The sequence below is a fragment of the Arthrobacter glacialis genome (assembly GCF_002909415.1).
Lineage (GTDB): Bacteria > Actinomycetota > Actinomycetes > Actinomycetales > Micrococcaceae > Specibacter > Specibacter glacialis.
Map to the genome: position 1 here is coordinate 171970 of NZ_PPXB01000007.1, position 22153 is coordinate 194122.

The 22153-nt window shown below is 62.4% G+C and carries 18 protein-coding genes; 6 read left to right on the forward strand and 12 right to left on the reverse strand.

Translation table 11 applies throughout. The features are described 5' to 3' along the window. Together dnaJ and hrcA are read right to left on the reverse strand one after the other, a co-directional pair. Nucleotides 1-1137 carry a molecular chaperone DnaJ gene (gene dnaJ, locus CVS28_RS10835; protein WP_103465783.1) on the reverse strand — a complete coding sequence of 379 codons (1137 nt, stop codon included), beginning with the start codon at nucleotides 1135-1137 and terminating at the stop codon, nucleotides 1-3. Nucleotides 1138-1170: 33 nt separating this feature from the next. Then, a complete protein-coding gene (gene hrcA / locus CVS28_RS10840) occupies nucleotides 1171-2184 on the reverse strand; it encodes a heat-inducible transcriptional repressor HrcA (RefSeq protein ID WP_103465784.1) in 1014 nt (337 codons plus the stop codon). A 251-nt stretch (nucleotides 2185-2435) separates the two neighbouring features. Between hrcA and CVS28_RS10845 the strand changes: the two genes are divergently transcribed. Continuing rightward, nucleotides 2436-3284: a DUF3097 domain-containing protein gene (locus tag CVS28_RS10845; RefSeq protein WP_103465785.1), complete on the forward strand. Its 849-nt coding sequence runs from the start codon at nucleotides 2436-2438 to the stop codon at nucleotides 3282-3284. A gap of 55 nt (nucleotides 3285-3339) precedes the next feature. Continuing rightward, the gene (locus CVS28_RS10850) at nucleotides 3340-3729 is read left to right on the forward strand and encodes a DUF4870 domain-containing protein (RefSeq protein ID WP_243399831.1); all 390 of its coding nucleotides are present in this window, start codon (nucleotides 3340-3342) and stop codon (nucleotides 3727-3729) included. A gap of 88 nt (nucleotides 3730-3817) precedes the next feature. Here the strand turns inward: CVS28_RS10850 and hemW are convergent, their stop codons facing one another. Both hemW and lepA read right to left on the reverse strand, forming a co-directional pair. Then, entirely contained in the window at nucleotides 3818-5047 is a 1230-nt protein-coding gene (gene hemW, locus CVS28_RS10855) for a radical SAM family heme chaperone HemW (protein ID WP_103465786.1), read from the reverse strand. After that, nucleotides 5044-6900 (reverse strand): translation elongation factor 4, encoded by a 1857-nt coding sequence (gene lepA, locus CVS28_RS10860; protein WP_207767500.1) that lies wholly within the window; start codon nucleotides 6898-6900, stop codon nucleotides 5044-5046. Before lepA ends, hemW begins: the two co-directional genes overlap by 4 nt. 165 nt (nucleotides 6901-7065) lie before the next feature. Here lepA and CVS28_RS10865 point away from each other — a divergent pair, with 165 nt between their 5' ends. Both CVS28_RS10865 and rpsT read left to right on the forward strand, forming a co-directional pair. Beyond that, nucleotides 7066-7653 (forward strand): type II toxin-antitoxin system PemK/MazF family toxin, encoded by a 588-nt coding sequence (locus CVS28_RS10865; protein WP_103481504.1) that lies wholly within the window; start codon nucleotides 7066-7068, stop codon nucleotides 7651-7653. A 180-nt stretch (nucleotides 7654-7833) separates the two neighbouring features. After that, nucleotides 7834-8094: a 30S ribosomal protein S20 gene (gene rpsT, locus CVS28_RS10870; protein ID WP_103465789.1), complete on the forward strand. Its 261-nt coding sequence runs from the start codon at nucleotides 7834-7836 to the stop codon at nucleotides 8092-8094. A 113-nt stretch (nucleotides 8095-8207) separates the two neighbouring features. Here rpsT and holA read toward each other — a convergent pair whose 3' ends face one another. The 8 genes from holA to CVS28_RS10910 all read right to left on the reverse strand — a co-directional run bounded on the left by holA (nucleotide 8208) and on the right by CVS28_RS10910 (nucleotide 20131). Further along, nucleotides 8208-9215, reverse strand: coding sequence for a DNA polymerase III subunit delta (holA, locus tag CVS28_RS10875; RefSeq protein WP_103481505.1), 1008 nt, complete (start codon nucleotides 9213-9215; stop codon nucleotides 8208-8210). Nucleotides 9216-9330: 115 nt separating this feature from the next. Then, complete coding sequence (locus CVS28_RS10880) at nucleotides 9331-11187, reverse strand: ComEC/Rec2 family competence protein (RefSeq protein ID WP_103481506.1); 1857 nt, start codon at nucleotides 11185-11187, stop codon at nucleotides 9331-9333. Next, nucleotides 11187-11993, reverse strand: a complete 807-nt coding sequence (locus CVS28_RS10885; RefSeq protein ID WP_165788132.1) for a ComEA family DNA-binding protein — start codon at nucleotides 11991-11993, stop codon at nucleotides 11187-11189. Before CVS28_RS10885 ends, CVS28_RS10880 begins: the two co-directional genes overlap by 1 nt. Before the next feature lie 60 nt (nucleotides 11994-12053). Next, nucleotides 12054-12929, reverse strand: a complete 876-nt coding sequence (locus CVS28_RS10890) for a DegV family protein (protein WP_243399832.1) — start codon at nucleotides 12927-12929, stop codon at nucleotides 12054-12056. Between the two features lie 219 nt (nucleotides 12930-13148). Further along, nucleotides 13149-15656, reverse strand: coding sequence for a leucine--tRNA ligase (gene leuS / locus CVS28_RS10895; protein ID WP_370739505.1), 2508 nt, complete (start codon nucleotides 15654-15656; stop codon nucleotides 13149-13151). A 316-nt stretch (nucleotides 15657-15972) separates the two neighbouring features. Then, nucleotides 15973-17487, reverse strand: a complete 1515-nt coding sequence (gene glpK / locus CVS28_RS10900) for a glycerol kinase GlpK (protein ID WP_103465826.1) — start codon at nucleotides 17485-17487, stop codon at nucleotides 15973-15975. A gap of 42 nt (nucleotides 17488-17529) precedes the next feature. Then, nucleotides 17530-18279, reverse strand: a complete 750-nt coding sequence (locus tag CVS28_RS10905) for an MIP/aquaporin family protein (RefSeq protein ID WP_103481509.1) — start codon at nucleotides 18277-18279, stop codon at nucleotides 17530-17532. 82 nt (nucleotides 18280-18361) lie between these two features. After that, entirely contained in the window at nucleotides 18362-20131 is a 1770-nt protein-coding gene (locus CVS28_RS10910) for a glycerol-3-phosphate dehydrogenase/oxidase (protein ID WP_423716396.1), read from the reverse strand. 197 nt (nucleotides 20132-20328) lie between these two features. Here CVS28_RS10910 and CVS28_RS10915 point away from each other — a divergent pair, with 197 nt between their 5' ends. Then, a complete protein-coding gene (locus CVS28_RS10915; protein ID WP_370739504.1) occupies nucleotides 20329-21267 on the forward strand; it encodes a sugar-binding transcriptional regulator in 939 nt (312 codons plus the stop codon). Between the two features lie 50 nt (nucleotides 21268-21317). Further along, a complete protein-coding gene (locus tag CVS28_RS10920) occupies nucleotides 21318-22151 on the forward strand; it encodes an aldo/keto reductase (protein ID WP_103481511.1) in 834 nt (277 codons plus the stop codon). Nucleotides 22152-22153: the final 2 nt, after the last annotated feature.

The window sequence follows — 22153 nt, forward strand, 5'->3', positions numbered from 1 at the left end:
TTAGAGGTTGCCGAGCTTGTCGCGGAGTTTGGCGAACATGCCGCCGCTGGAGACCAGCTTGCCTTCGGTGAATGTTTCACCGCGCAAGGCGGCCAGCTGCTTCAGGAGCTCCTCCTGGGCGGCGTCCACCTTGGTGGGTGTTTCCACATGGATGTGCACCTTGAGATCGCCGCGGCCAAAGCCGCGCAGATGGGTCACACCCAGGCTGCGCAAGTTGATGATCTCCCCGGCCTGGGCTCCCGGCTTGATGCTGATGGGCTGTTCGCCGTCGAAGGTTTCAAAGGTCAGCTCAGTGCCCAACGCAGCAGCCGTCATGGGCACGCTGAGGGTGGCGTGCAGGTCATCGCCTTCGCGCAGGAAGTTGGGGTCGTTGTTGACCTTCATCTCCACGTAGAGGTCACCCGCCGGTCCACCAGCCGGACCGGCCTCGCCCTGGTGAGCCAACTGAATGCGGGTGCCTGTGCTGACGCCTGCCGGGACCTTGATGGTGAAGCTGCGGCGGTCACGCACGCGGCCCTCACCCATGCACTCGTTGCATGGGTCAATGATCATGGTGCCAAAGCCCTGGCAGGAGTTGCAGGTGGCCAGCGTCATGACATTGCCCAGGATGGAGCGCACGGGGCGCTGGATCTGGCCGCTGCCGTGGCAAACATCGCACGTGGTGGGTGAAGTGCCCGGACGGCAGCAGCTGCCCTCACAGGTGCCACAAGTGATGGCCGTGTCAATTTCGAGTTTCTTGTTGACGCCGAACACTGCCTCTTTCAAGTCAATGCGGACAGTGATGAGGGCATCCTGGCCGCGTCGCATGCGCGACGCCGGACCACGCCCACCACCGCCTCCACTGCCGCCAAAGAACGTCTCGAAGATGTCCTGGAAGGCGAAACCCTGGCCGTCAAAGTTGCCGCCACCGCCACCGTTGTCATTGCCGTTCTCATTGCCCGTGGTGTCATAGACCCGCCGCTTTTGCGGGTCGGAGAGGACCTCGTAGGCGTGTGTCACAGCCTTGAATCGGTCCTGGGCATCCGGGGCGTCATTGACGTCGGGGTGGAGCTTACGCGCCAGCTTGCGGTAAGCCTTCTTGATCTCCTCGGCGGTCGCGTCGCGGGCGACGCCCAATGAATCGTAGTGATTGCTCAAAGTGTTGCTCTCTTTAGTGGAATCGGTGGCCGCTTAGCCGGCCAAAATTCTAGACAGGTACTGTGCCACGGCACGCACGCTGGACATGGTGTTGGGGTAATCCATCCGGGTTGGGCCCACAATTCCGAGCTTGGCTGTTTCGCCCGGCCCGTAACTGGTCGCCACAACTGACGCCTCGGCCAACGAATCGTGCGGGTTCTCACGGCCAATGACCACTGACATGCCCAAGGAATCTTGTGCCATCGCCTCCAAAAGGCGCAACAACACAACCTGTTCCTCCAAGGCATCAAGGACAGGGCCAATGCTGAGTGGGAAGTCATTGTTGGACCTGGCCAAATTGGCCGTCCCAGCCATAACAATCTTGTCTTCCCGGGCATTCCCGGCCAACAGCACCAAACCCTGGGCCAGGCGCACCGCAGGTCCATGCTCGGAAGGCTGGACTGTGGGCGGGATCCTGACAACCGCCTCGGGCAGGCTTGCCACGGTCACCCCGTGCAGGCCACCCAAAAACACTTGCCGCAGCCCAGCCAGCATGGCGTCATCAACGTTGGCTCCGACGTCGATCACGTTTTGCTCAACCTTGCCGGACGCCAAAATGAGAACGACAAGCACCTGGCGTGCAGCCAACGAAACAAATTCAATGTGGCGCACCGTGGCTCCGGCCGAGCGTGGGTACTGCACCACAGCCACCTGGTTGGTCAGCTGGGCCAAGGTCCGCACTGTCCGTTCCAGGACATCGTCAAGATCAGTGGAGCCCTCCAACAGCACGGCAATGGCGCGGCGTTCGGCGGCAGAAAGCGGTTTGACCGCGGACAGCTGGTCAACAAAAAGCCTGTAGCCCTTGTCGGTGGGAATGCGCCCGGAGCTGGTGTGCGGGGCGGCGATCAGGCCTTCTTCTTCCAGCGCTGCCATGTCATTGCGGATGGTGGCGCTGGAGACGCCCAAATGATGCCGCTCAACCAACGCTTTGGAGCCAACAGGTTCGCGTGTGTGTACGTAGTCTTCAACAATGGCCCGCAGGACCTCCAACTTCCGTGGTTCACTCATACCTGTCACCTCCTTCTCAATGTCACACAAACGCCTTGCTTGCACTGGGTGTGCTGCCGGCTGTGGCAGCACAAGGACGTTAGCACTCTACCCAACCAAGTGCTAAGTCTAATACTTTTTCTGCCGCCCCTCCCGTGCCTCTGTGGCCATGGTGAACCGGATATTGTGCCCTTGAAGCGGTTAGCATGGATTTTCACAGTTGCAGCGTTCGCCATGAGCGTTGCCCCAAGAATGAAGAGTCAGGTTTTAGCGTGGAATTCAACCAGTGGGGCCCCCAAGATTTGAGCCCACCTCCCGCCCGTACCCTGCCGAAGGTGGAAGCCGTTTCCGGGCTTGTGGTGGAGGACCAGCAAACCGGTTGGGTGGGCGCGGTGGTCAGATTGGAAAAGTCCGGCGGCATGCACATTGTGGAGCTTGCCGACAGGCGCGAGAAAATCCGGGCCTTCCCCTTGGGATTTGGTTTCCTCTATGAAGGCGCGGCCGTTGAGCTCATCGCCCCGCGCGTTGTGGCCACCCAGCAAACCCTGCGCACCGCCTCCGGTTCGGTGAAAGTTGCCAACAGCCGCGCCAAAGTGGCCAAGGCCAGTCGTATCTGGGTGGAGGGCAAGCACGACGCCGAACTCGTTGAGAAAGTCTGGGGGGACGATTTGCGCGTTGAAGGGATTGTGGTGGAGCCCCTGCGCGGCATCGATGACTTGGCGGCAGCCGTGGCGGATTTCTCCCCCGGCCCCAACCGCCGTTTGGGCATTTTGGTGGACCACTTGGTGCCGGGGTCCAAGGAATCGCGCATTGTGGCCAATCTCATGAAGTCACCCGGCACACACAACAACGTTTTGGTGGTGGGCCACCCGTACGTGGATGTGTGGCAGGCCATCAAACCAGCCACCTTGGGCATTCCCGCCTGGCCAGTTATCCCGAGATCAATGGAATGGAAGCTGGGCATCCTCAAAGCTTTTGGCTGGCCCCACAGCACAGCTGAGGACATTGGTTTGGGGTGGCAGCGGCTGCTGTCACGGGTGAATTCTTACGCCGATCTGGAGCCTTCGTTGCTGGGCCGGGTGGAAGAAGTGATTGACTTCCTCACGGCACCCGTATCCTAGAGAGTGGCCAGCGATATGTTGGCCAGCAGTTTCGCTTGTTGAAAGGCCAGTCATTGTGAGTCATCCGGTAAACCAGCAGAATGGTTCGACCAAGCCGCCGCTGACCCCCTCAGAGGACAAGCAGTGGGCGTTCATGGCCCATTGCGGCGGTATTCTGGGCTGCATTCCGGCATTGCTGATCCACAGGTATGTGGCGCCCCGCGGCCCGTTCACCGCCCAGGAATCCCTGGAAGCCTTGAACTTCACTTTGCCGCCCACGGCCCTGGCGATACTCCTGAATCTGTTGGGATTCATTTTCACGTTCTTCAACCCGCAGCTTGGCACGGTGTTTTTCCTGCTCGCCCTTCTCGTGTGGGCGTTCCTGACTGCCTTCTCCGTCATTGGCGCCGTGAGTGTCAACAAGGGTCAGCCATACCGCTACTCCCTGAATCTGCGCCTGCTCTAGTAACCCAAAACTGACCCGCAGAAAACGCCGAAAATCACGCTAAAAGCGTAGATTTTCGGCGTTTTCTGCGGGTCAGTTGGTCTTGAGGCTAGTCCAGGAGGGCCCTGGTCACGGCGTCGCCCAGGAGGCGGCCCTTGAGGGTGAGCACCAGGGTCCCGGCAAAGGCCTTGAGCGGCTCCACCAATTCCTGGGCAATGAGCCCGGCAACAGCCTTGCGTGCTTCAGGGCTGAGCGTGTTGATGGCCATACCCTCGGACAGGCGCGAGGTCAGCATGATGCGTTCCATGGCCCTGGTGTCCGCATCGAGGGTTTCCCGTCCGGCAGCAGGCGATTCACCCTTGTCCAGACGGTTGGCATAGGCCGTGGGGTGTTTGACATTCCACCAGCGCACACCTCCAACGTGGGAGTGGGCACCGGGGCCGATCCCCCACCAATCGTCCCCCCGCCAGTACGCCAGGTTGTGTTGGCAGGCATCCTCGGGGGTCCGGGACCAGTTGCTCACTTCGTACCAGGACAATCCGGCCTCGGTGAACAAAGCGTCGGCAAGCTCGTACTTGAGGGCATGGTCGTCGTCGTCGATGTTGGGCACCTGGCCGCGGCGAATTTGGGCGGCCAGCTTGGTGCCCTCTTCAACGATGAGCGAATACGCAGAAATGTGGTCGGGCTCGTAGCTCAGGGCTGTCCGCACAGACGTTTCCCAGTCGGCGACTGACTCCCCCGGCGTGCCGTAGATCAAGTCGACGCTCACGTTCAGGCCAACCTCGCGGGCCCAGGCCACAGCCTGCGGCACACGGTCGGGATTGTGGGTCCTGTCAAGGACCTTCAAAACGTGCGGCACCGCTGACTGCATGCCGAAGGACACACGGGTAAAACCGCCGTCGTACAGTTCTTGCAACGATTCCTTGGTGACCGAGTCCGGGTTGGCCTCCGTGGTGACCTCAGCCCCGTCCTCCAGCCCCCACTGCGCGACGGCGGCACCCAGAATGCGGGTCAGATCGCCCGCGGGCAGGAGGGTGGGCGTGCCACCGCCAAAGAATACGGTGCTGAGCTTGCGCGCAGGCAGGCCCGACGCAACCATGGCCCGGGCGGCAAATTCCACTTCGCGCACGGCCGTTTCGGCGTATGCGTCCTGTGAGGCGCCCCCGCCAAGCTCCGTGGCCGTATAGGTGTTGAAGTCGCAGTAGCCGCAGCGCACGGCGCAAAACGGGATGTGCGCGTAGAGGCTGAATTTGCGGTCCGCCGCGCCGACGGCAGCCTGCGCGGGCAGGATGCCGTCGGCCGGAGCCGGATCGCCAAGGGGCAAAGCGCTGGGTGTCACTTCTTTGACTTGTCCTTAGGCGCTTCGGCAGTTGTCAGCGCGGCGATGAAGGCTTCCTGGGGAACCTCAACGCGGCCCACCATCTTCATGCGCTTCTTGCCTTCCTTCTGCTTTTCCAACAGCTTGCGCTTACGGGAAATGTCACCGCCGTAGCACTTGGCCAGGACGTCCTTGCGGATGGCGCGGATGCTTTCACGGGCAATGATGCGGGCACCAATGGCAGCCTGGATGGGCACCTCGAACTGCTGGCGCGGGATGAGCTCGCGGAGCTTGCCGGTCATCATGACACCGTAGGAGTACGCCTTGTCACGGTGGGTGATGGCACTGAAGGCATCCACTTGCTCGCCCTGGAGCAGGATGTCGACCTTGACCAGGTCGGCGACCTGATCGCCGTCGGCCTTCCAGTCAAGGGAGCCGTAGCCGCGGGTCTTGGACTTCAAGATGTCAAAGAAGTCAAAGACGATCTCGGCCAAGGGCAGGCGGTAGCGGATCTCCACCCGGTCCTCGGACAGGTAGTCCATGCCGCCCAAAATGCCGCGGCGGGTCTGGCACAATTCCATGATGGCGCCCACAAACTCGGTGGGAGCCAAGATGGTGGCGGCCACCATGGGCTCGCGCACCTCGGCGATTTTCCCTGACGGATATTCGCTGGGGTTCGTTACGTGGACAACCTTCTTGTCCTCAAGGGTGACCTCGTACTCCACGTTGGGGGCTGTGGAGATCAAGTCAAGGTTGTGTTCGCGTTCCAGACGCTCACGGGTGATTTCCAGGTGCAGCAGGCCAAGGAAGCCCACACGGAATCCAAACCCTAGGGCTGCGGAGGTCTCCGGTTCGTAAATGAGGGCAGCGTCATTGAGCATGAGCTTTTCCAGCGCGTCACGCAACACCGGGTAGTCCGTACCGTCCATGGGGTACAGGCCGGAGAACACCATGGGCTTGGCGTCGTGGTAGCCGGCCAGGGCTTCTGATGCGGGCTTGCTGAACGTGGTCACGGTGTCGCCCACCTTGGACAGGCGCACATCCTTCACGCCCGTGATCAAGTAACCAACCTCACCAACGCCCAGACCCTTGGAGGGGGTGGGCTCCGGGGCACTGACACCAATTTCCAGCAGCTCGTGGGTGGCGCGGGTGGACATCATCTGGATTTTTTCGCGCGGGCTCAGGCTGCCGTCAATGACGCGCACGTAGGTGACAACGCCGCGGTAAGTGTCATACACGGAGTCAAAGATCATGGCGCGGGCCGGGGCGTTGGGATCGCCAACGGGTGCCGGCAGCTCACGGACGATCAAATCCAGCAGCGCTTCAACGCCAACACCGGTCTTGCCGGAGACCATCAGGACGTCCTCGGGCTTGCCGCCAATCAGGTTGGCCAGTTCCAGCGCGTACTTCTCCGGCTGGGCTGCCGGAAGGTCAATCTTGTTCAGCACCGGAATGATGGTGAGGTTGTTCTCCATGGCCAGGTACAGGTTGGCCAGCGTCTGGGCCTCAATGCCCTGGGCGGCATCAACGAGCAGGATGGCGCCTTCACAGGCGGCCAACGACCGGGAGACCTCGTAGGTGAAGTCAACGTGGCCCGGGGTGTCGATCATGTTCAAGCAGTAGGCGGTGCCATCTACTTCCCAAGGGATGCGCACTGCCTGGGACTTGATGGTGATGCCGCGCTCACGCTCAATGTCCATCCGGTCAAGGTACTGGGCTTTCATGTCACGCTGCTTGACAACTCCAGTGAGCTGGAGCATCCGGTCCGCCAGGGTTGATTTCCCGTGGTCAATGTGAGCGATGATGCAGAAGTTCCTGATGATCGCCGGATCGGTCGCGGCGGGCACCGGAGCAGTGCGGGCCATGGGTGACACTGGTGTTCCTTACTGTTGCGTGAACGCAGGGATGGCAGTGCATATACCGCCACCATGCAGGGGGTGTGCCCGCGCACTGAACAGGCGGACACTCATTGCCTTCAAGTCTCCCACGTTTAGGGCCCTAGATGAGAACTGACGGGCCCATTCGCTACTGTAGAAGCCATGCCTTCAACAACGGACCGCATCATTGGCCTTCTGCGTTCATTTGCCCGCGCACTTTTCAACCCCGACAAGACCACACCGCCGCGCACCCGCCCCGGCAGCAAGACCAGCGGCAAGCCCAGCCCCGGGGCTGGTTCGCGCCCGGCCCAGCGGCCTTCGCAGAACACTCTCGCTAAGGGCCTGAGCGCTCCCTACCCGGGCGACTTCAACGGAACGTCAACCGTGAGCTATGCCCCCCATCCCGACGGCGCGGCAGACCCGGGTGAGATTGTGTGGACCTGGGTGCCCTATGAGGAGGACTTCAGCCAGGGCAAGGACAGGCCCGTCCTGGTGGTGGGCCGCTCCGGGAAACGGCTCTTGGCACTCATGCTCACCAGCAAGGATCACGGCAATGACCGGCGGGGAGACAACGACTACGTGGACATTGGCACCGGGGCGTGGGACCGTCAGGGCCGACCCAGCGAAGTCAAGCTTGATCGGGTGTTGCAGGTGGCCGAGGCTGATCTGCGCCGCGAGGGTGCAGTGCTCGATGCCAAACGCTTTGCCGCAGTGGCCACGGGGCTGCGCCGGCGACACGGCTGGAAGTAATCTCACACGCTGGCAAGTCACCGATCTGATAGAATTTTTATTAGTGTGTGCCCGTGCAGGTCGGCGGGTACAGCAGCTTGACCTGACGTTCACCATAATTCGAGCATCCCCACGCCGCTGTCAACGGTCAAGCTACGCCCTCTACGACCGAATTTACGTATCAAAAGAGAGTTATACAACGTGGCTAATATCAAGTCTCAGAAGAAGCGCATCCTCACCAACGAGAAGGCGCGTCAGCGCAACCTCTCGGTTCGGTCCGAGCTGAAGACCGCTATCCGTGCAGTAAACACGGCAGTGGCCAAGGCCGACAAGGATGCAGCTGTGGTTGCACTGGTGAATGCAGGCCGCAAGCTGGACAAGGCTGTCAGCAAGGGCGTTATCCACGCCAACAACGCTGCCAACCGCAAGTCAGCCATCTCCAAGAAGGTTAACGCCCTCTAAGAGAAGCTGATCTGCTTCGCAACTCAAACGTTGGGCCCCCACCATCTGGTGGGGGCCCAACGTGTTTAAGCCATGCTTTCAGGGAATCTGCCTTGGTGAACCTGAGGGCCGGGTTAGCGCCGTGCGGAGGTGGCAATGACGATGACTGCCCGTTCCACCGCATAGACGGGGTCCTTTGCTGCACCCTTGACCTGGGCATCGGCCTCCGCCAGCACCTTGATGGCCACTACCAGAGCCTCCCCGCTCCAGTGCCCGGCATCGCGGCGTGCGGCGTCCACCTGCCACGGTGACATGCCCAAGTCACGGGCCAGTTGGGCCGAGCTGCCGCGCAGGGAAAACACCTTGGCCACCTGGCGGACTTTCATGGCCAGCGCAGCCACCAGCGGCACCGGATCAACTCCTGTGGAAAGGGCGTGACGCAGCGTGGACAACGCGACCGGGGCGTTGCCGGCCAACGCGGCATCAGCGACGCGGAACGCTGTGGCCTCCACCCGGCCGCCGTAGTACTTGTCGACGTCGTCACTGCTGACCATTCCTGTGGTGTCAGCGATCAGCTGGGAACAGGCCGCGGCCAGCTCGGACAGGCTTGCCCCCACGGCTGCCACGAGTGCGTGGACGGCCTGGGCATCGATGCGGCGCTTTGCCCTGGAAAACTCTGCACTGACAAAGGAAGATTTCTCGGCGTCCTTCTTCAGGGGCTGGCACTCCACCCGCGGGGCCCCGAGGGCCTTGAGTGCATCCAGCAACTTCTTGCCCCGCGTGCCGCCGCCGTGAGTGAGCACCAGTGTCACATCGGGGGCCGGGTCCTTGATGTAAGCCAGGGCATCGACCAAAAAATCGTCGGCCATGCTGGCCAGGGCCGAGACTTGAATAAGCTTCGGCTCACTGAAAAGTGACGGGCTGGCCACCATGCCCAGCGCTCCGGCCGTGTAATGGGAAGCGTCCAGCGAGGTCAGTTCCAGCTCGGGGTTCTGCGCCCTGAGTTTGGCCCGAATGTCATCCACCGCGCGGCTGGCAATAAAGTCCTCCGGACCAAAAAGCAACACCACCGGGGCCAGGGGGACATCACGCCAATCGGCGCCCGCAGCCGGGCGTTGGGCTGCCCTCGGTGCCGGGCTCATGGTTGCTTTCCTGTCCACGCATTATTCACAGCATCTACTGTGCCATCCCTGCTGGTGATTCCCAACCCGACCGGGGCCGGCGCCCACCACCTCAAGAGTTCGCAGCCTCACGAACTCACAGCCTCAAAACGGCCGCGCACCACCACGCGGTGGCCACGGCGGCAAGAACGATCACACTGCCAAAGCCGAAGCGGGCACGCCACCTTTCCGGGAGCAACCGCAATAGCCGCCCAGTGACTGCCTTGGCGCGTTCGGGCTCCACCAGCGCGAACAAGGCAGCGAGCGTCACGGCGTTCAACACTGCCATCAGGACAACACCTTCCAGCCCCGCCGGCCACGGCAAACTTGCCGCTGGCAGTTCCGACATCCACCGGGCGACGGCGGCCACCCACCAGGCACCCAATCCGCTGACAAAAGCGCAGACTGAGGCGATGAGCGGCACCAGGGCGGCGACGGCCAGGCCAAAAGTTCCCACTGTGGTTACCAGTGCCACAACAGGCGCTGCCAGCATGTTGGCCGGAATTGTGTAGGGGGTCAGCCGTGGCGCCAGCAGGACGATGACCGGGGCGCAGAGCAATTGTGCCGCCAGCGGTATGGCCACTGCCTGGGCCAGCCACACGGGCCACCAGACGGCCAGCCAGTCAACACAGCGCCTCCCCACCAGATGGATTCCCAACGTAGCCAGCACTGACAAGATGAAGGAATAGTCCGCTGCCAGCCACGGGTCCGCAAGCAGCAACACCACGACAGTCACGCAAAGCAGGACCCCCACCCGTTTGGGTCTGCCACCCAACAGGGCCACCGCCCCGATGGCACCCATAACTGCAGCCCGAAGCACACTGGGATCGGGCCCCACGAGAACAACAAATCCCACCAGCCCGGCTCCCGAGGCAAGAAAGGCCACCGGACGCGGTACCCGCAGTGAACGCACCAGCAACATCAACGACGCCAACACCAGAGTGCAGTTGGCCCCACTGACGGCTGTGAGGTGTGTCAGCCCAACTACCTTCATGGCCTCGTTGAGTGTTGCATCCATTCCGCTGCGGTCCCCCATGACCATCCCGGGAAGGAGTGCCGCCGCATCGGGGTTTAGTGGCATCCAGACATGTGTCACAGACTCGACCCACGCCGTGCGCATGTCCACAACAGCTGCCTGGGTCCCCATCCCCACGGGCGTCACGTCCAGAGGCGCCGTGGCCGGATGCAGAAAACCCGCAGAGTGATCGTTGGCAGCCGTTGAGGCAACCTTGCCAGCTGTGGAGACCCTGTCCCCCTGTTGAACGGTTCCCCAGTTGGGCGCAGCGACTACCCGAAGGGTGACCCGCCCCGTCATGATGCGGCCGTTGGCGGTAGCCCTGAGCACAACAGCATCGAAGATGAGCTGGGCAGGGCCGTGGCCGGATTCCAAGCGCCGGGGCACACTGGCCACTTCCATGGTCAGTGCCAGATCCTCGCCCCGGCTGATGGCTTGCTCCAGCGCAGATGAAGCGGAGGTGACGTTCCGCAATCCCACCGCCATCAACACGGCAGTAACGCAGACGGCTGCGACAAGCACCGTAGCCGCGCCTGCCGCCACCCATCCTCGAACTCTTCCCCACGGCCCCCGTTGCGGTCCCGCCGTACCGCTTCCCCGTCTTGCAGCACCCCGATCAGTTCGGCGAAGCCACAACAGGGCAACGGCGGCAAGCAGGCTGGCACCCAGAACCGCCGCGGCACCCAAGAGCCACGGCCCCTCCACGGTGATGGCCATGGCCGCCGCCAACCAGGTGGCTGCCACGGCCGGCAGCAACCTGATATCCGCCCGTCTGCGCGCAGGGGCGATTGCCTGGTCTTGGCGTGCTTGCCCAAGACGGCGGCCCACTGCGATGAGCCCGCGGCGCAGGCGTCGACGGCGGGTGGCGTCCTCCACGGGCGCAGGCTCGCCCACGGCCGCCCTGGCAAAGCGGGCCCACTGCGGATCAGGGGACCTCATCAGACAGTCACCAAGTCTCGAATGCCGGCCAACAATTTGGCCCCGATGCCCGAAACTCCATCCAGGGCATCGACGGAGGAAAAGGGCCCATGATCGCTTCGCCAGGCAACTATCCGCTGAGCCAGAACCGGGCCAACACCGGGCAAGGCATCAAAGTCCGCGGCACTGGCAGTGTTGAGATTGATCAGTGCACCCATCCCCGGTTTTTGGCCCGGCGCCTCGGCACCACTGGCGGGAGCTGCTGTGCCTGCCGCTTGCCCCTGCGCGGGAACCAGTATTTGCAGGCCGTCAATGATCGGGGCGGCAAGATTGAGTGCTGACAGTTCAGCCGTGGGCAGGACGCCCCCAGCCGCCTCCACGGCCTGGAAAGCCCTGCTGCCCGGTGGCAGCGTGTACACGCCCGGGTTCTTGACGGCTCCGGCCACATGCACCAGCAGGCCGCCGGACGGCGCACCAGCCGCGCCGTCGCTCGGTTTCGCTGCGCCGGCGGCTGCACCGGCGCCACTCTGCGCCGAAGAGGGAACCAAAGAGGGCACCGAAGAGGGAGAGGGCCCTGCCGTGCCTGCTACCGGCGGCACCGTTACCTTCCCCACATCCTGTGCGCTGAGTTCTGCCGAAGCGCTCTGCACGCTGGCCGATTCGATCCAGAGCACCCCCAACGCAGCTCCCATCATGGCCAGCACCACAACAAGGGCCCGCAGCGATATGATCCAGCGCGGTCCCCGGGCAACAGGCTCCTGGCCGCGCACTGCCGCGTTGCCAGACTCCTGCGGAGTCCACGTCGAATTACCATCAATACCACTCATGAAGCTACGGTAGGCCCGCATGAGGCGCCCTGGGGCGCCGAAGGGTGGCTCTGTGGAGAACTATGGCTCCTGCCCTGCCTGTGGAGGAACAAGGGAGTCGGCAACAACCACCACCAGCACGCCAAGGCCGGCATGGGCGGCCAGGACCGCGGGCAGTCTGGTCAGGGTGGATGAACCCAGCCCCGGACAGGCCAGGTGCAGGGCCTCATCCAGGGTGCGGGCCTGGTCCTCGTTGCCAAAGTGGTGCACGCTGATTTGCGTGTTCGCGGCGCCGCGGGCGGCGATGTTGGCTGCTGCCAGCTCCTGCAGCCGGGCAACGGCCTTGGCCGCTGAACGCACCTTCTCCAGGGGAACCACCGAGCCGTCCCTGATGCCCAGAATTGGCTTGATGTCCAGGACTGTGCCCAGCCATGAGGAGGCCATGCTGATGCGCCCGCCCCGGCGCAATTGTTCCAGACTGGGGACATAAAAGTAGACGTCCGTGGCTGCAATGGCCGCCCGGGCGGCGGCCATGACAACTTCTGCATCGGCTCCTGCCAAGGCTGCGGCCACGGCGGCCTGCACACCAATACCCTGCCCCATGCCCACGGTGCCCGAATCCAGCACGTGCACAGGCAGTGCTGCCCGCTGCGCCGCCAGGTGTGCGGCGTCGAAGGTTCCTGAGAGTTTGGTGGAGATGTGAATCGACACGACGGCCTCAAACCCTGCCTCCGCGGCGTTCCTGTACGCCCGGTCGAACTGTCCAGGCGAGGGCCTGGAGGTTTTCACGCTGGTTCCCGAGGCCAGGGCGAGGGAAATATGGGTCTCCAGTTCGGCGTCGTCGTCGGAATAGACGTGCTCGCCAATGATCACGGGCATGGGCACCACCGTCAGTTGCAGGCTCTCCGCGAACCATCCCACCCACTCCGCAGGCAGGCCCGCGGCAGAATCGGTCACGACGGCGATCCTGGGCTTGGGCAGTTGTGGCGCCGGCTCTCCCGGCCCTGGCTTGGGGCGCAGCCGTTGGACCTGCTGACGAATCCAGGTGCGCGCAGCGCTTGTGTCAGGTACCACCGGTTCGCCTTTCTCAAAAACGAAGTGCCCGCCGACGCCCGTAGGGGCGAGGCGGGCACTTGTTGCTCATGCGTGCGGCATAAACGGTCGTGTCACTCTTGCCTAGGCAGGAACAATATTCACCAGTTTAGGCGCACGGACAATCACTGTGCGGATCCCACGGCCGTCAAGGGCCTTCTGCACCAGCTCCGAGGCCAGGGCCAACTCGCGCAGGGCCTCCTCGGTGATGTCCGGGGCCACCTCCAAGCGGTCCTTGACCTTGCCCTGGACCTGCACCACGGCCGTGACGCTCTGCTCCACCAGCAGGGCCTCGTCCACTGCCGGGAAGCCGGCATTGGCAACCGAGGCCGGGTGGCCCAGTGTGTTCCACATGTCCTCCGCCGTGTACGGCGCAAAGAGGCTCAGCACAATGGCAACAGCCTCCGCCGCTTCACGAACGGCCGGGTCTGTTGCACCAGCACCTGAGTCAATGACCTTACGGGTGGCGTTGACCAATTCCATGAGCTTGGCAACCACAACATTGAACTTGTGGCCTTCCAGCAGGGTCTTGGCCTCGTGGACGGTGCGGTGGGTCAACGAACGCAGCGCCGGGGCGCCCGCTGCCGGGTCGGTGCCGGGCTCGCTGGCAACGTCGCGGGCCAAACGCCAGGCACGGGCCAGGAACTTGGCCGAGCCCGACGGCGAAACATCCGCCCAGTCGACGTCGTCCTCGGGAGGACCGGCAAAGACCATGGTCAGGCGCACGGCGTCGACGCCGAACTTGTCCAGTTGCTGGCCCAGGTCAACACCGTTGCCCAGGGACTTGCTCATGGCCTTGCCGCCGTTGAGCACCTGGCCCTGGTTCAGCAACGCGCTAAAGGGCTCGGTGGCCTCCAGCATGCCCATGTCGTGGATGACCTTGGTGAAGAAGCGTGCGTACAGCAGGTGCAAGATGGCATGCTCGACGCCGCCCACGTACTGGCCAACAGGCATCCAGTCGTTGATCTTGGCCGGGTCGAAGGGGCCCTCGGTGTAGTCCGGGGAGGCAAAGCGCAGGAAGTACCAGGACGAGTCAACAAACGTGTCCATGGTGTCGGTGTCGCGCTTGGCGGGCTTGCCACAACTGGGGCAGTCCACGTTGACCCAGTCGGCAGCAGCCGCCAGGGGGGAGGTGCCCTTCGGGGAGAGGTCCTCGCCGCGCAGGTTGTCCGGCAGGCGCACAGGCAGCTGGTCATCGGGCACGGGAACTTCGCCACAGTCAGCACAGTGAATGATGGGGATGGGGGTGCCCCAGAAGCGCTGGCGGGACAGCAGCCAGTCACGCAGGCGGAAGTTGATGAACTTCTTGCCGGTGCCGAGCTTCTCCAAAACGTCGATGGCTGCCGGGATGCCCTCAGCCTTCGAGAGCCCATTGAGCTCGCCGGAGTTGATGAGTGTGCCCTCGCCGGTGGAGGCAATGCCAGTTTCGGCGGGGTCCTCCATGCCGGTGTCCAGGACTGCTCGGACGGGCAGGTCGAAGGCCTTGGCGAAATCGAGGTCGCGCTGGTCGTGGGCAGGCACGGCCATGATGGCTCCGGTGCCGTAGTCGGCCAGCACGTAGTCGGCAGCCCAGACGGGCAGCTTCTCCCCCGTGAGCGGGTTGATGGCGTAGCGGCCCGTGAACACACCCGTCTTGGGACGTTCGGTGGATTGGCGTTCAATGTCGCTCAGCGCCTTGACCTGCTCACGGTACTCGCTCAGGGCTTCTGCGTGCTCACCTGTGACCAGGTCCAGGGCCAGGGGCGCATCCGCCGCAACCACGAAGAATGTTGCACCGTACAAGGTGTCCGGGCGGGTGGTGAAGACAGTGAGTTCCTGCTGCGGCTTTTCAGCGCCCGCGGCTTCCTCAATCACGAACGTGACGTGGGCGCCCTCGGAGCGGCCAATCCAGTTCTTCTGCATGGCCAGCACACGGTCCGGCCAGTGGCCCTTGAGTGCGTCCATGTCGTCCAGCAGGCGGTCGGCGTAGTCGGTGATCTTGAAATACCACTGGTTCAAGGACTTTTTGGTGACGATGGTGCCGCACCGTTCACAGGCGCCGTTGACAACCTGCTCGTTGGCGAGGACCGTCTGATCCGTGGGGCACCAGTTGACCGGGGAGTTCTTCCGGTACGCCAGGCCGCGCTCGTGGAAACGCTTGAACAGCCACTGCGTCCACCGGTAGTACTCGGGGTCGGAAGTCTGCAGACGGCGTGACCAGTCCACGGAGATGGCGTAGCGCTTAAAGGACTCCGCCTGGGTGTCAATGTTGGCGTACGTCCACTCGCTGGGGTGGGCGTTGCGCTTGATGGCGGCATTCTCGGCGGGCAGGCCAAAGGAGTCCCAGCCGATCGGGTGCAGCACGTCGTAGCCGAGCTGGCGCCAATAACGAGAAACGACGTCGCCCATGGCAAAGGCCTCGGCGTGGCCCATGTGAAGGTCGCCCGAGGGGTACGGGAACATGTCCAGGACGTAGCGGCGCTCCTTGGAACCGTCGTCAAGGGGCGTAAAGACTTTAAGATCGTCCCAGATGGCCGGCCACTTGGCTTCCATCGCGGCGAAATTGTAGACGCCCTCTTCGCTGTTTTCTTCAGTCTGGGACTGCACGCTCACGTACCCTGCCTCTTCATTCATCATTGGCCTTATTGCACCTTCTTAGCTCGTTACACACAAAAGCCCCTCGACATAGCAAGGGGCGCACCGCATCTTTGGAATGCGGCTAGCTAAGGAGAAGGTTTGTCTGCACCCCTTTACTTTAGCGCATAGCCAAAGCCCTCCCTCATGAACTTATGCGGAGAACTCGCAGTGAGTTCCGCGCATGAGTGCTTGTGCGCGGAACCCGGATTCAGTCCAACGCACAAGTTCTGGGTTAAAGCGCGACGGCGGGACGCCCACCTGGGTGGGGCCCGCCGTCGGTCATGACTTGCGCTTAGAGTACGTCCTCGTCAACCCAGTCCATGGACTTGGTGACGGCCTTCTTCCAAAGACGCATCTGACGGTCGCGCTCTGCCGGATCCATGTTCGGCTCCCAGCGCTTGTCCTCAGCCCAGTTGGAGGACAACTCGCCCAAACCGTTCCAGAAGCCAACGGCCAGGCCAGCCGCGTAGGCTGCTCCAAGCGCGGTGGTCTCGGTGACCTTGGGACGGATCACCGGCACACCCAGGATGTCAGCCTGGAACTGCATGAGGGCATCGTTGGCGACCATCCCGCCGTCGACCTTCAACTCGGTCAAATCCACACCGGAATCGGCGTTGACCGCGTCAAGGACCTCGCGGGTCTGGAAAGCTGTTGCCTCCAAGGCCGCACGGGCAATGTGGTTCTTGTTCACAAAGCGGGTGAGTCCCACAATGGCGCCACGAGCGTCGGCACGCCAGTACGGGGCGAACAGGCCGGAGAACGCCGGGACAATGTACACGCCACCATTGTTCTCCACCGCCGCAGCCAGTTCTTCAACTTCGGGGGCCGAGCTGATCATGCCGATGTTGTCGCGCAGCCACTGGATCAAGGAACCTGTGACGGCGATGGAACCCTCAAGGGCGTAGTGGGGCTTGGCATCGCCGAGCTTGTAGCCAAGCGTGGTGAGCAGGCCGTTCTTCGAGTGGACGATTTCCTCGCCCGTGTTGAAGATCAGGAAGCAACCGGTGCCGTAGGTGTTCTTGGCTTCGCCAGCCTCGAAGGCCGCCTGACCAAAGGTTGCTGCCTGCTGGTCACCCAGGATGCCCGCGACGGGAACTTCACGCAGCAGCTGGGACGTGTGAACATGACCATAGACCTCGGATGAGGACTTGATGGCCGGCATCATTGACTTCGGCACGCCAAAGATGGCCAAGATCTCTTCATCCCAGGACAGTGTTTCCAGATCCATGAACAAGGTTCGGGAGGCGTTGGTGACGTCCGTGATGTGCACGCCGCCGTCCGGACCACCGGTCAGGTTCCAGGTGACCCAGCTGTCGGTGTTGCCAAAGAGCAGGTCCCCTGCTTCGGCGCGGGCGCGGGCGCCTTCAACGTTGTCAAGGATCCACTTGATCTTGGTGCCGGAGAAGTAGGTGGCCAGCGGAAGACCGACCTTGGCCTTGAAACGCTCCACACCGCCGTCGGCTGCCAGTTCATCCACAATGTCCTGCGTGCGGGTGTCCTGCCACACGATGGCGTTGTAAACCGGCACGCCGGTGTTCTTGTCCCAGACAACTGCCGTTTCGCGCTGGTTGGTGATGCCCACACCCACAATGTCGTGACGGGTCAGGTTGGCTTGGGCCAACGCTGTGCCAATCACCTCGCGGGTGTTGTTCCAGATCTCTGCGGCGTTATGCTCCACCCAACCGGCCTTGGGGAAAATCTGCTCATGTTCAAGCTGGCCGGTGGAGACGATGTTGCCATCGTGATCGAAAACGATCGCACGGCTGCTGGTGGTTCCTTGGTCAATAGCAATTACATATTGAGACATCATTGTTTCCTTTTGTTAGAACTAGGACAACTAGTAGTGGGATTAGGAGACAGCGGCCAGCAGGTCGGGCATCCATCGGGTCATCAAGCCACCCAGTGCGCCACCAATCAACGGGCCAACAACAGGAACCCAGGCGTAGCTCCAGTCGCTGGCACCCTTGCCCTTGATGGGCAGCAGTGCATGGGCAATGCGGGGGCCAAGGTCACGGGCAGGGTTGATGGCGTAGCCTGTGGGTCCACCGAGGGATGCGCCGATACCAACAACCAAAAGGGCCACCGGCAGCGGGCCAAGTCCGGCAACTCCGCCACCAAAGTGGAGGATCACGAAGACCAGAACAAAGGTGCCGATGATCTCGGTGACAACGTTCCAGCCGTAGCTGCGAATGGCCGGACCTGTGGAGAAGACACCCAACTTGGTGGCGGCATCCGGCTCCCCATCAAAGTGCTGCTTGTACGCCAGCCAGCACACCACTGCACCGATGAAGGCACCGAGCATCTCAGCACCAAAGTACGTCATGGTCGAGGCGAAGCTCACTGCCACGCCGGGCGCGTATTCGGCACTTCCATTGGCCAAAATTCCCACAGTTACTGCCGGGTTCAAATGGGCACCGGATTTGGCGGCTACAAAGACACCGGCCATGACGGCCAGGCCCCAACCCCAGTTGACCATGAGAAAACCGCCACCGTTGCCCTTATTACCCTTCAGGGCAACGTTGGCCACAACACCACAACCCAGCAGGGTCAGCAGCATGGTTCCCATCACTTCAGACAGGAACACAATTCCAAGAGACATCTTTGACTCCTATTGGTTGGTAATTCACTAAAAGGCGCACACCTGTGTGTGACCCTCTTGAGCCCCCTTCGCCCCCGGGGGCTTAGGCAATCAAGCTTTGCACTTGGACTCCGTGGAAACGGTCCAGAACCTCGATGCTGTGGCGGATCTCTTCCGCCACCTTGGCGCTGTCCCATCCCAGCGGAGCCGCCAGTGCCTGCGCTGTCTCAGCCAGCAGTTCGCTGGTGACCAGGCCACGGAAGGCCAGTGATGTCCGGCGAATCATGACGTCAATGAGGTGGCCGATCTGTTCGTTCTCCACCATGAAGGCAACCTCACGGCTGCTCAATTCGCGAGTGGAATCAAAGACAGTATCAACGCCTGCGTTGAGGTATGTCAGAACATCCTGGGCGCGTGTGCCGTAGCGTGTCAGCAGCACCCCGGCCCGTGCGGCGTCAACCGACTCGCTGGTGTGAGCGGCAATCCAGGCCTCAATGGCTGCGTCGGTGGCAGGGAAGTTGGCACCGCCGCCAATAGGCAGCTTCGCTGTGCTGACCTTGCGGCTCTTGCCCAGAATGGCCAGGACGTCGTTGGTCATGTGCTCGGACAGGGCACGGAACGTTGTCCACTTGCCACCTACCAGGCTGAGTACCGCAACGGCTGAGCCGGCGATGGTGCGGTCTGCGCGTTCAATGCGGTAGTCGCGGGATACGAAGCCCGGGGCTGTCTCGTCATGGCGGGGCAGGGGGCGCACGCCGGCAAAGCTGTAGACAATGTCTTCGCGGGTGACCAGAACATTGGGGAACACATGGCCCACTAGATCGAAGAAGTAGTCAATCTCCTCTTCCGTGCAGACAGCATCCGCGTTCATGTCCGCGTTGACATCCGTGGTGCCCACCAGGACCCTGTCACCCATGGGGTAGATCAACACGATGCGGCCATCTGTGTGTTCGAAGAAAATTTCGCGGCCGTTGCAGGCTGCCAACAGTCCGGGGTGGTCCAGCACAATGTGTGAACCCTTGGTGCCGCCCATGAAGCGGGTGGCCGCACCCATGTCCGCGTTGGTCATGTCCACCCACGCACCTGTGGTGTTGACGATGACGTCGGCGCTGAAGGTGAAGGATTCGCCGGTGAGCTGGTCGGTGAGTTCGACGCCGTCGTCCTTGACTCCCGTGACTGCCAAGTAATTGGTGGCGCGGGCCTTGGAATTTCCGGCCGTGCTCAGGCCTGCCTTTTCCCCGTCCTGGAGGACATCGAGGGTAAGACGCTCGGGGTTGTGCACGGACGCGTCATAGTACGTGGCTGCGTACTTGATGCCCGGGTGCAGCTGGGGAAGCTCCGTCAGGGCCTTCTTGCGGCCCTTGAAATCGTGGCGGGGAACCGTGCCACCGTCGCGGGAGAACGCATCGTACAGTGACAGGCCAACCTTGATCAGGAAGGCACCGCGCTCCTGGGGTTTGCCCTGCTTGTGGGTCAAAAAACGCATGGGGGCACTGAGGATGCCGGAGAAGGTGCTGAAGATGGGGATGGTTGTCTGCAGCGGCTTGACGTAATGGGGTGCGATCTTCAGCAGGCCGTTGCGCTCCATGACTGATTCCTTAACCAGCCGGAACTCGCCATTTTCCAGGTAGCGGATGCCGCCATGGATCATGTGGGAGGAGGCGCCGGAGGCACCTTGGCAGTAATCGCCGCGTTCCACCAACGCCACGTCAACACCCTGCAGGGCAAGATCGCGGAAAGTGCCAACACCGTTGATGCCGCCGCCAATGATCAACACGCTGGCGCGGGGACGCTCTTTCAAAGCCTCCACCTGGGCGCGCACCGCCGGGTGCACATCCTGTGAATCATGGTTCTTGCCAGCGTTGCCTAGGATTCTCACATCGACCTCATTCGAGTCCTGTTGGTTTGCGCCTTGCGCGCCTATTCCCATTATTGTTTGAACAGATGGAAAATATAGTCAACAGGGATGCACAAATGTGCAGAAAGGGTTGATATCCCATGGCTTCCAAGCGAACGAGACAGCAAGATGCGCTCCGGGCTGCACAAATGTACTACTTGCAGGACCAGACAATGGACGCCATTGCACGCGAATTGCGGACCTCCCGATCCACTGTCTCCAGGCTCCTATCTTTAGCCCGGGAAAGCGGTTTGGTCCAGATCCAAATCAAGACCCCTTCGGACCGGGCTCCAGAGTTGGAACGCGTCATCCGCAACCGGCACAAGGTGGAGGTTCACGTGGTGCCGGTATCGGACATGCTCAGCGAAGTGGAGGTGCTGGAACGTGTCAGCATGCAGGCGGCCCGCACCATTGGCCCCCTGGTGGGGTCCAACGCCGTCATCGGTGTGGCTTGGGGATCCACCGTGAGCACCGTCAGCCGCCACCTGACCCGCAAAACCACCCACGGAACCACCATTGTCCAGCTCAACGGGGCTGGCAACACCCAAACCTCGGGCATCACCTACGCCTCGGAGATCATCCGCCGCTTTGGCACGGCCTACGGCGCAAAGGTGGAGCAGTTCCCCGTCCCCGCGTTCTTTGACCATGCCGAAACCAAGAAGATGATGTGGCAGGAGCGCAGTGTCCGGCGCATCCTGGACCTCCAGGAACGCATGACCATCGCCATCTTTGGTGTGGGCTCCATGGATGCCGAAATTCCCAGCCACGTCTATTCCGGCGGCTACCTGGACACCACCGACTTAGACGCACTGGATGCCAGCGGGGTGGCCGGGGATGTGGCCACTGTGTTTTTCCGCTCCGATGGCAGCGACGCCGGCATCATTCTCAACGACCGTTCCAGCGGACCCAGCCTGGACAACCTGCGCAAGGTCCGGCGTCGAATATGCGTTGTCTCAGGCCCCAAGAAGATCACCGGACTGCGCGGCGCACTCGCCGCCGGGCTGGTCACCGACCTGATTCTGGATGAGACAACAGCGCGCGAGTTGGTGGAGCAGAGCAGCCCGTCCTCAGACCCCATCTTTGGCTTCCTGCATGGTTTGGACGGCCTCTGAGCCGCGCGGCAATGCCAGGGCACGCGCCCGGAATGGGTAAAGTCATAACTATGCATCGCTCCCCCAAATACACGCTTAATAATGGTGTCAGCATCGACGTTCTCGGCTTCGGCGTATACAAGGTTCCGGCCGAGGATTGCGCAGACCTTGTCTCTACGGCACTGGATGCCGGCTACCGGACCGTGGACACTGCGGCGCTCTACGCCAATGAGGAGGGTGTTGGTGCAGCAATCACCGGCGCCGTTGCCGCCGGAACACCCCGCGAGCAGCTCTTTGTGACCTCCAAGGTGTGGAACACCGAGCACGGCTACGATTCCACCCTGGCCGCCTTTGACGCCAGTATGGCCCGCCTTGGCCTGGACTACCTTGACATGTTCCTGATCCACTGGCCGTGCCCCGAGCGTGAGCTGTTCGTCCCCACCTACAAAGCCCTTGAGACGCTGTATCAGCAGGGCCGTGTGCGGGCCATTGGTGTGAGCAACTTCGAGGCGGAGCACTTGGCGCAGGTGCTGGATGCCTGCGATGTGGTGCCCGCCGTGAACCAGGTGGAGCTCCACCCGTGGCTGCCACAAACCGAACTGCGCGCCCTGCATGCCTCGCTTGGCATCGCCACCCAGGCGTGGAGCCCCTTAGCTCGTGGCAGCATTTTGACTGATCCCGTACTGGCCGAGCTTGCCGCTGCGCATGGCCGCACCACGGCCCAAATTGTGCTGCGCTGGCATGTGCAGTCGGGGCATCTGGTGATTCCCAAGGCCAGCACCGCCGCGCGAATCCAGCAGAACCTGCATGTCTTTGACTTCGCCTTGAGCGAGTCTGACATGGCCCGCATCGCCGCACTGGAGAGTGGCCAGCGTTCCGGGTCCGACCCCAAGCTGATGAATTAGGA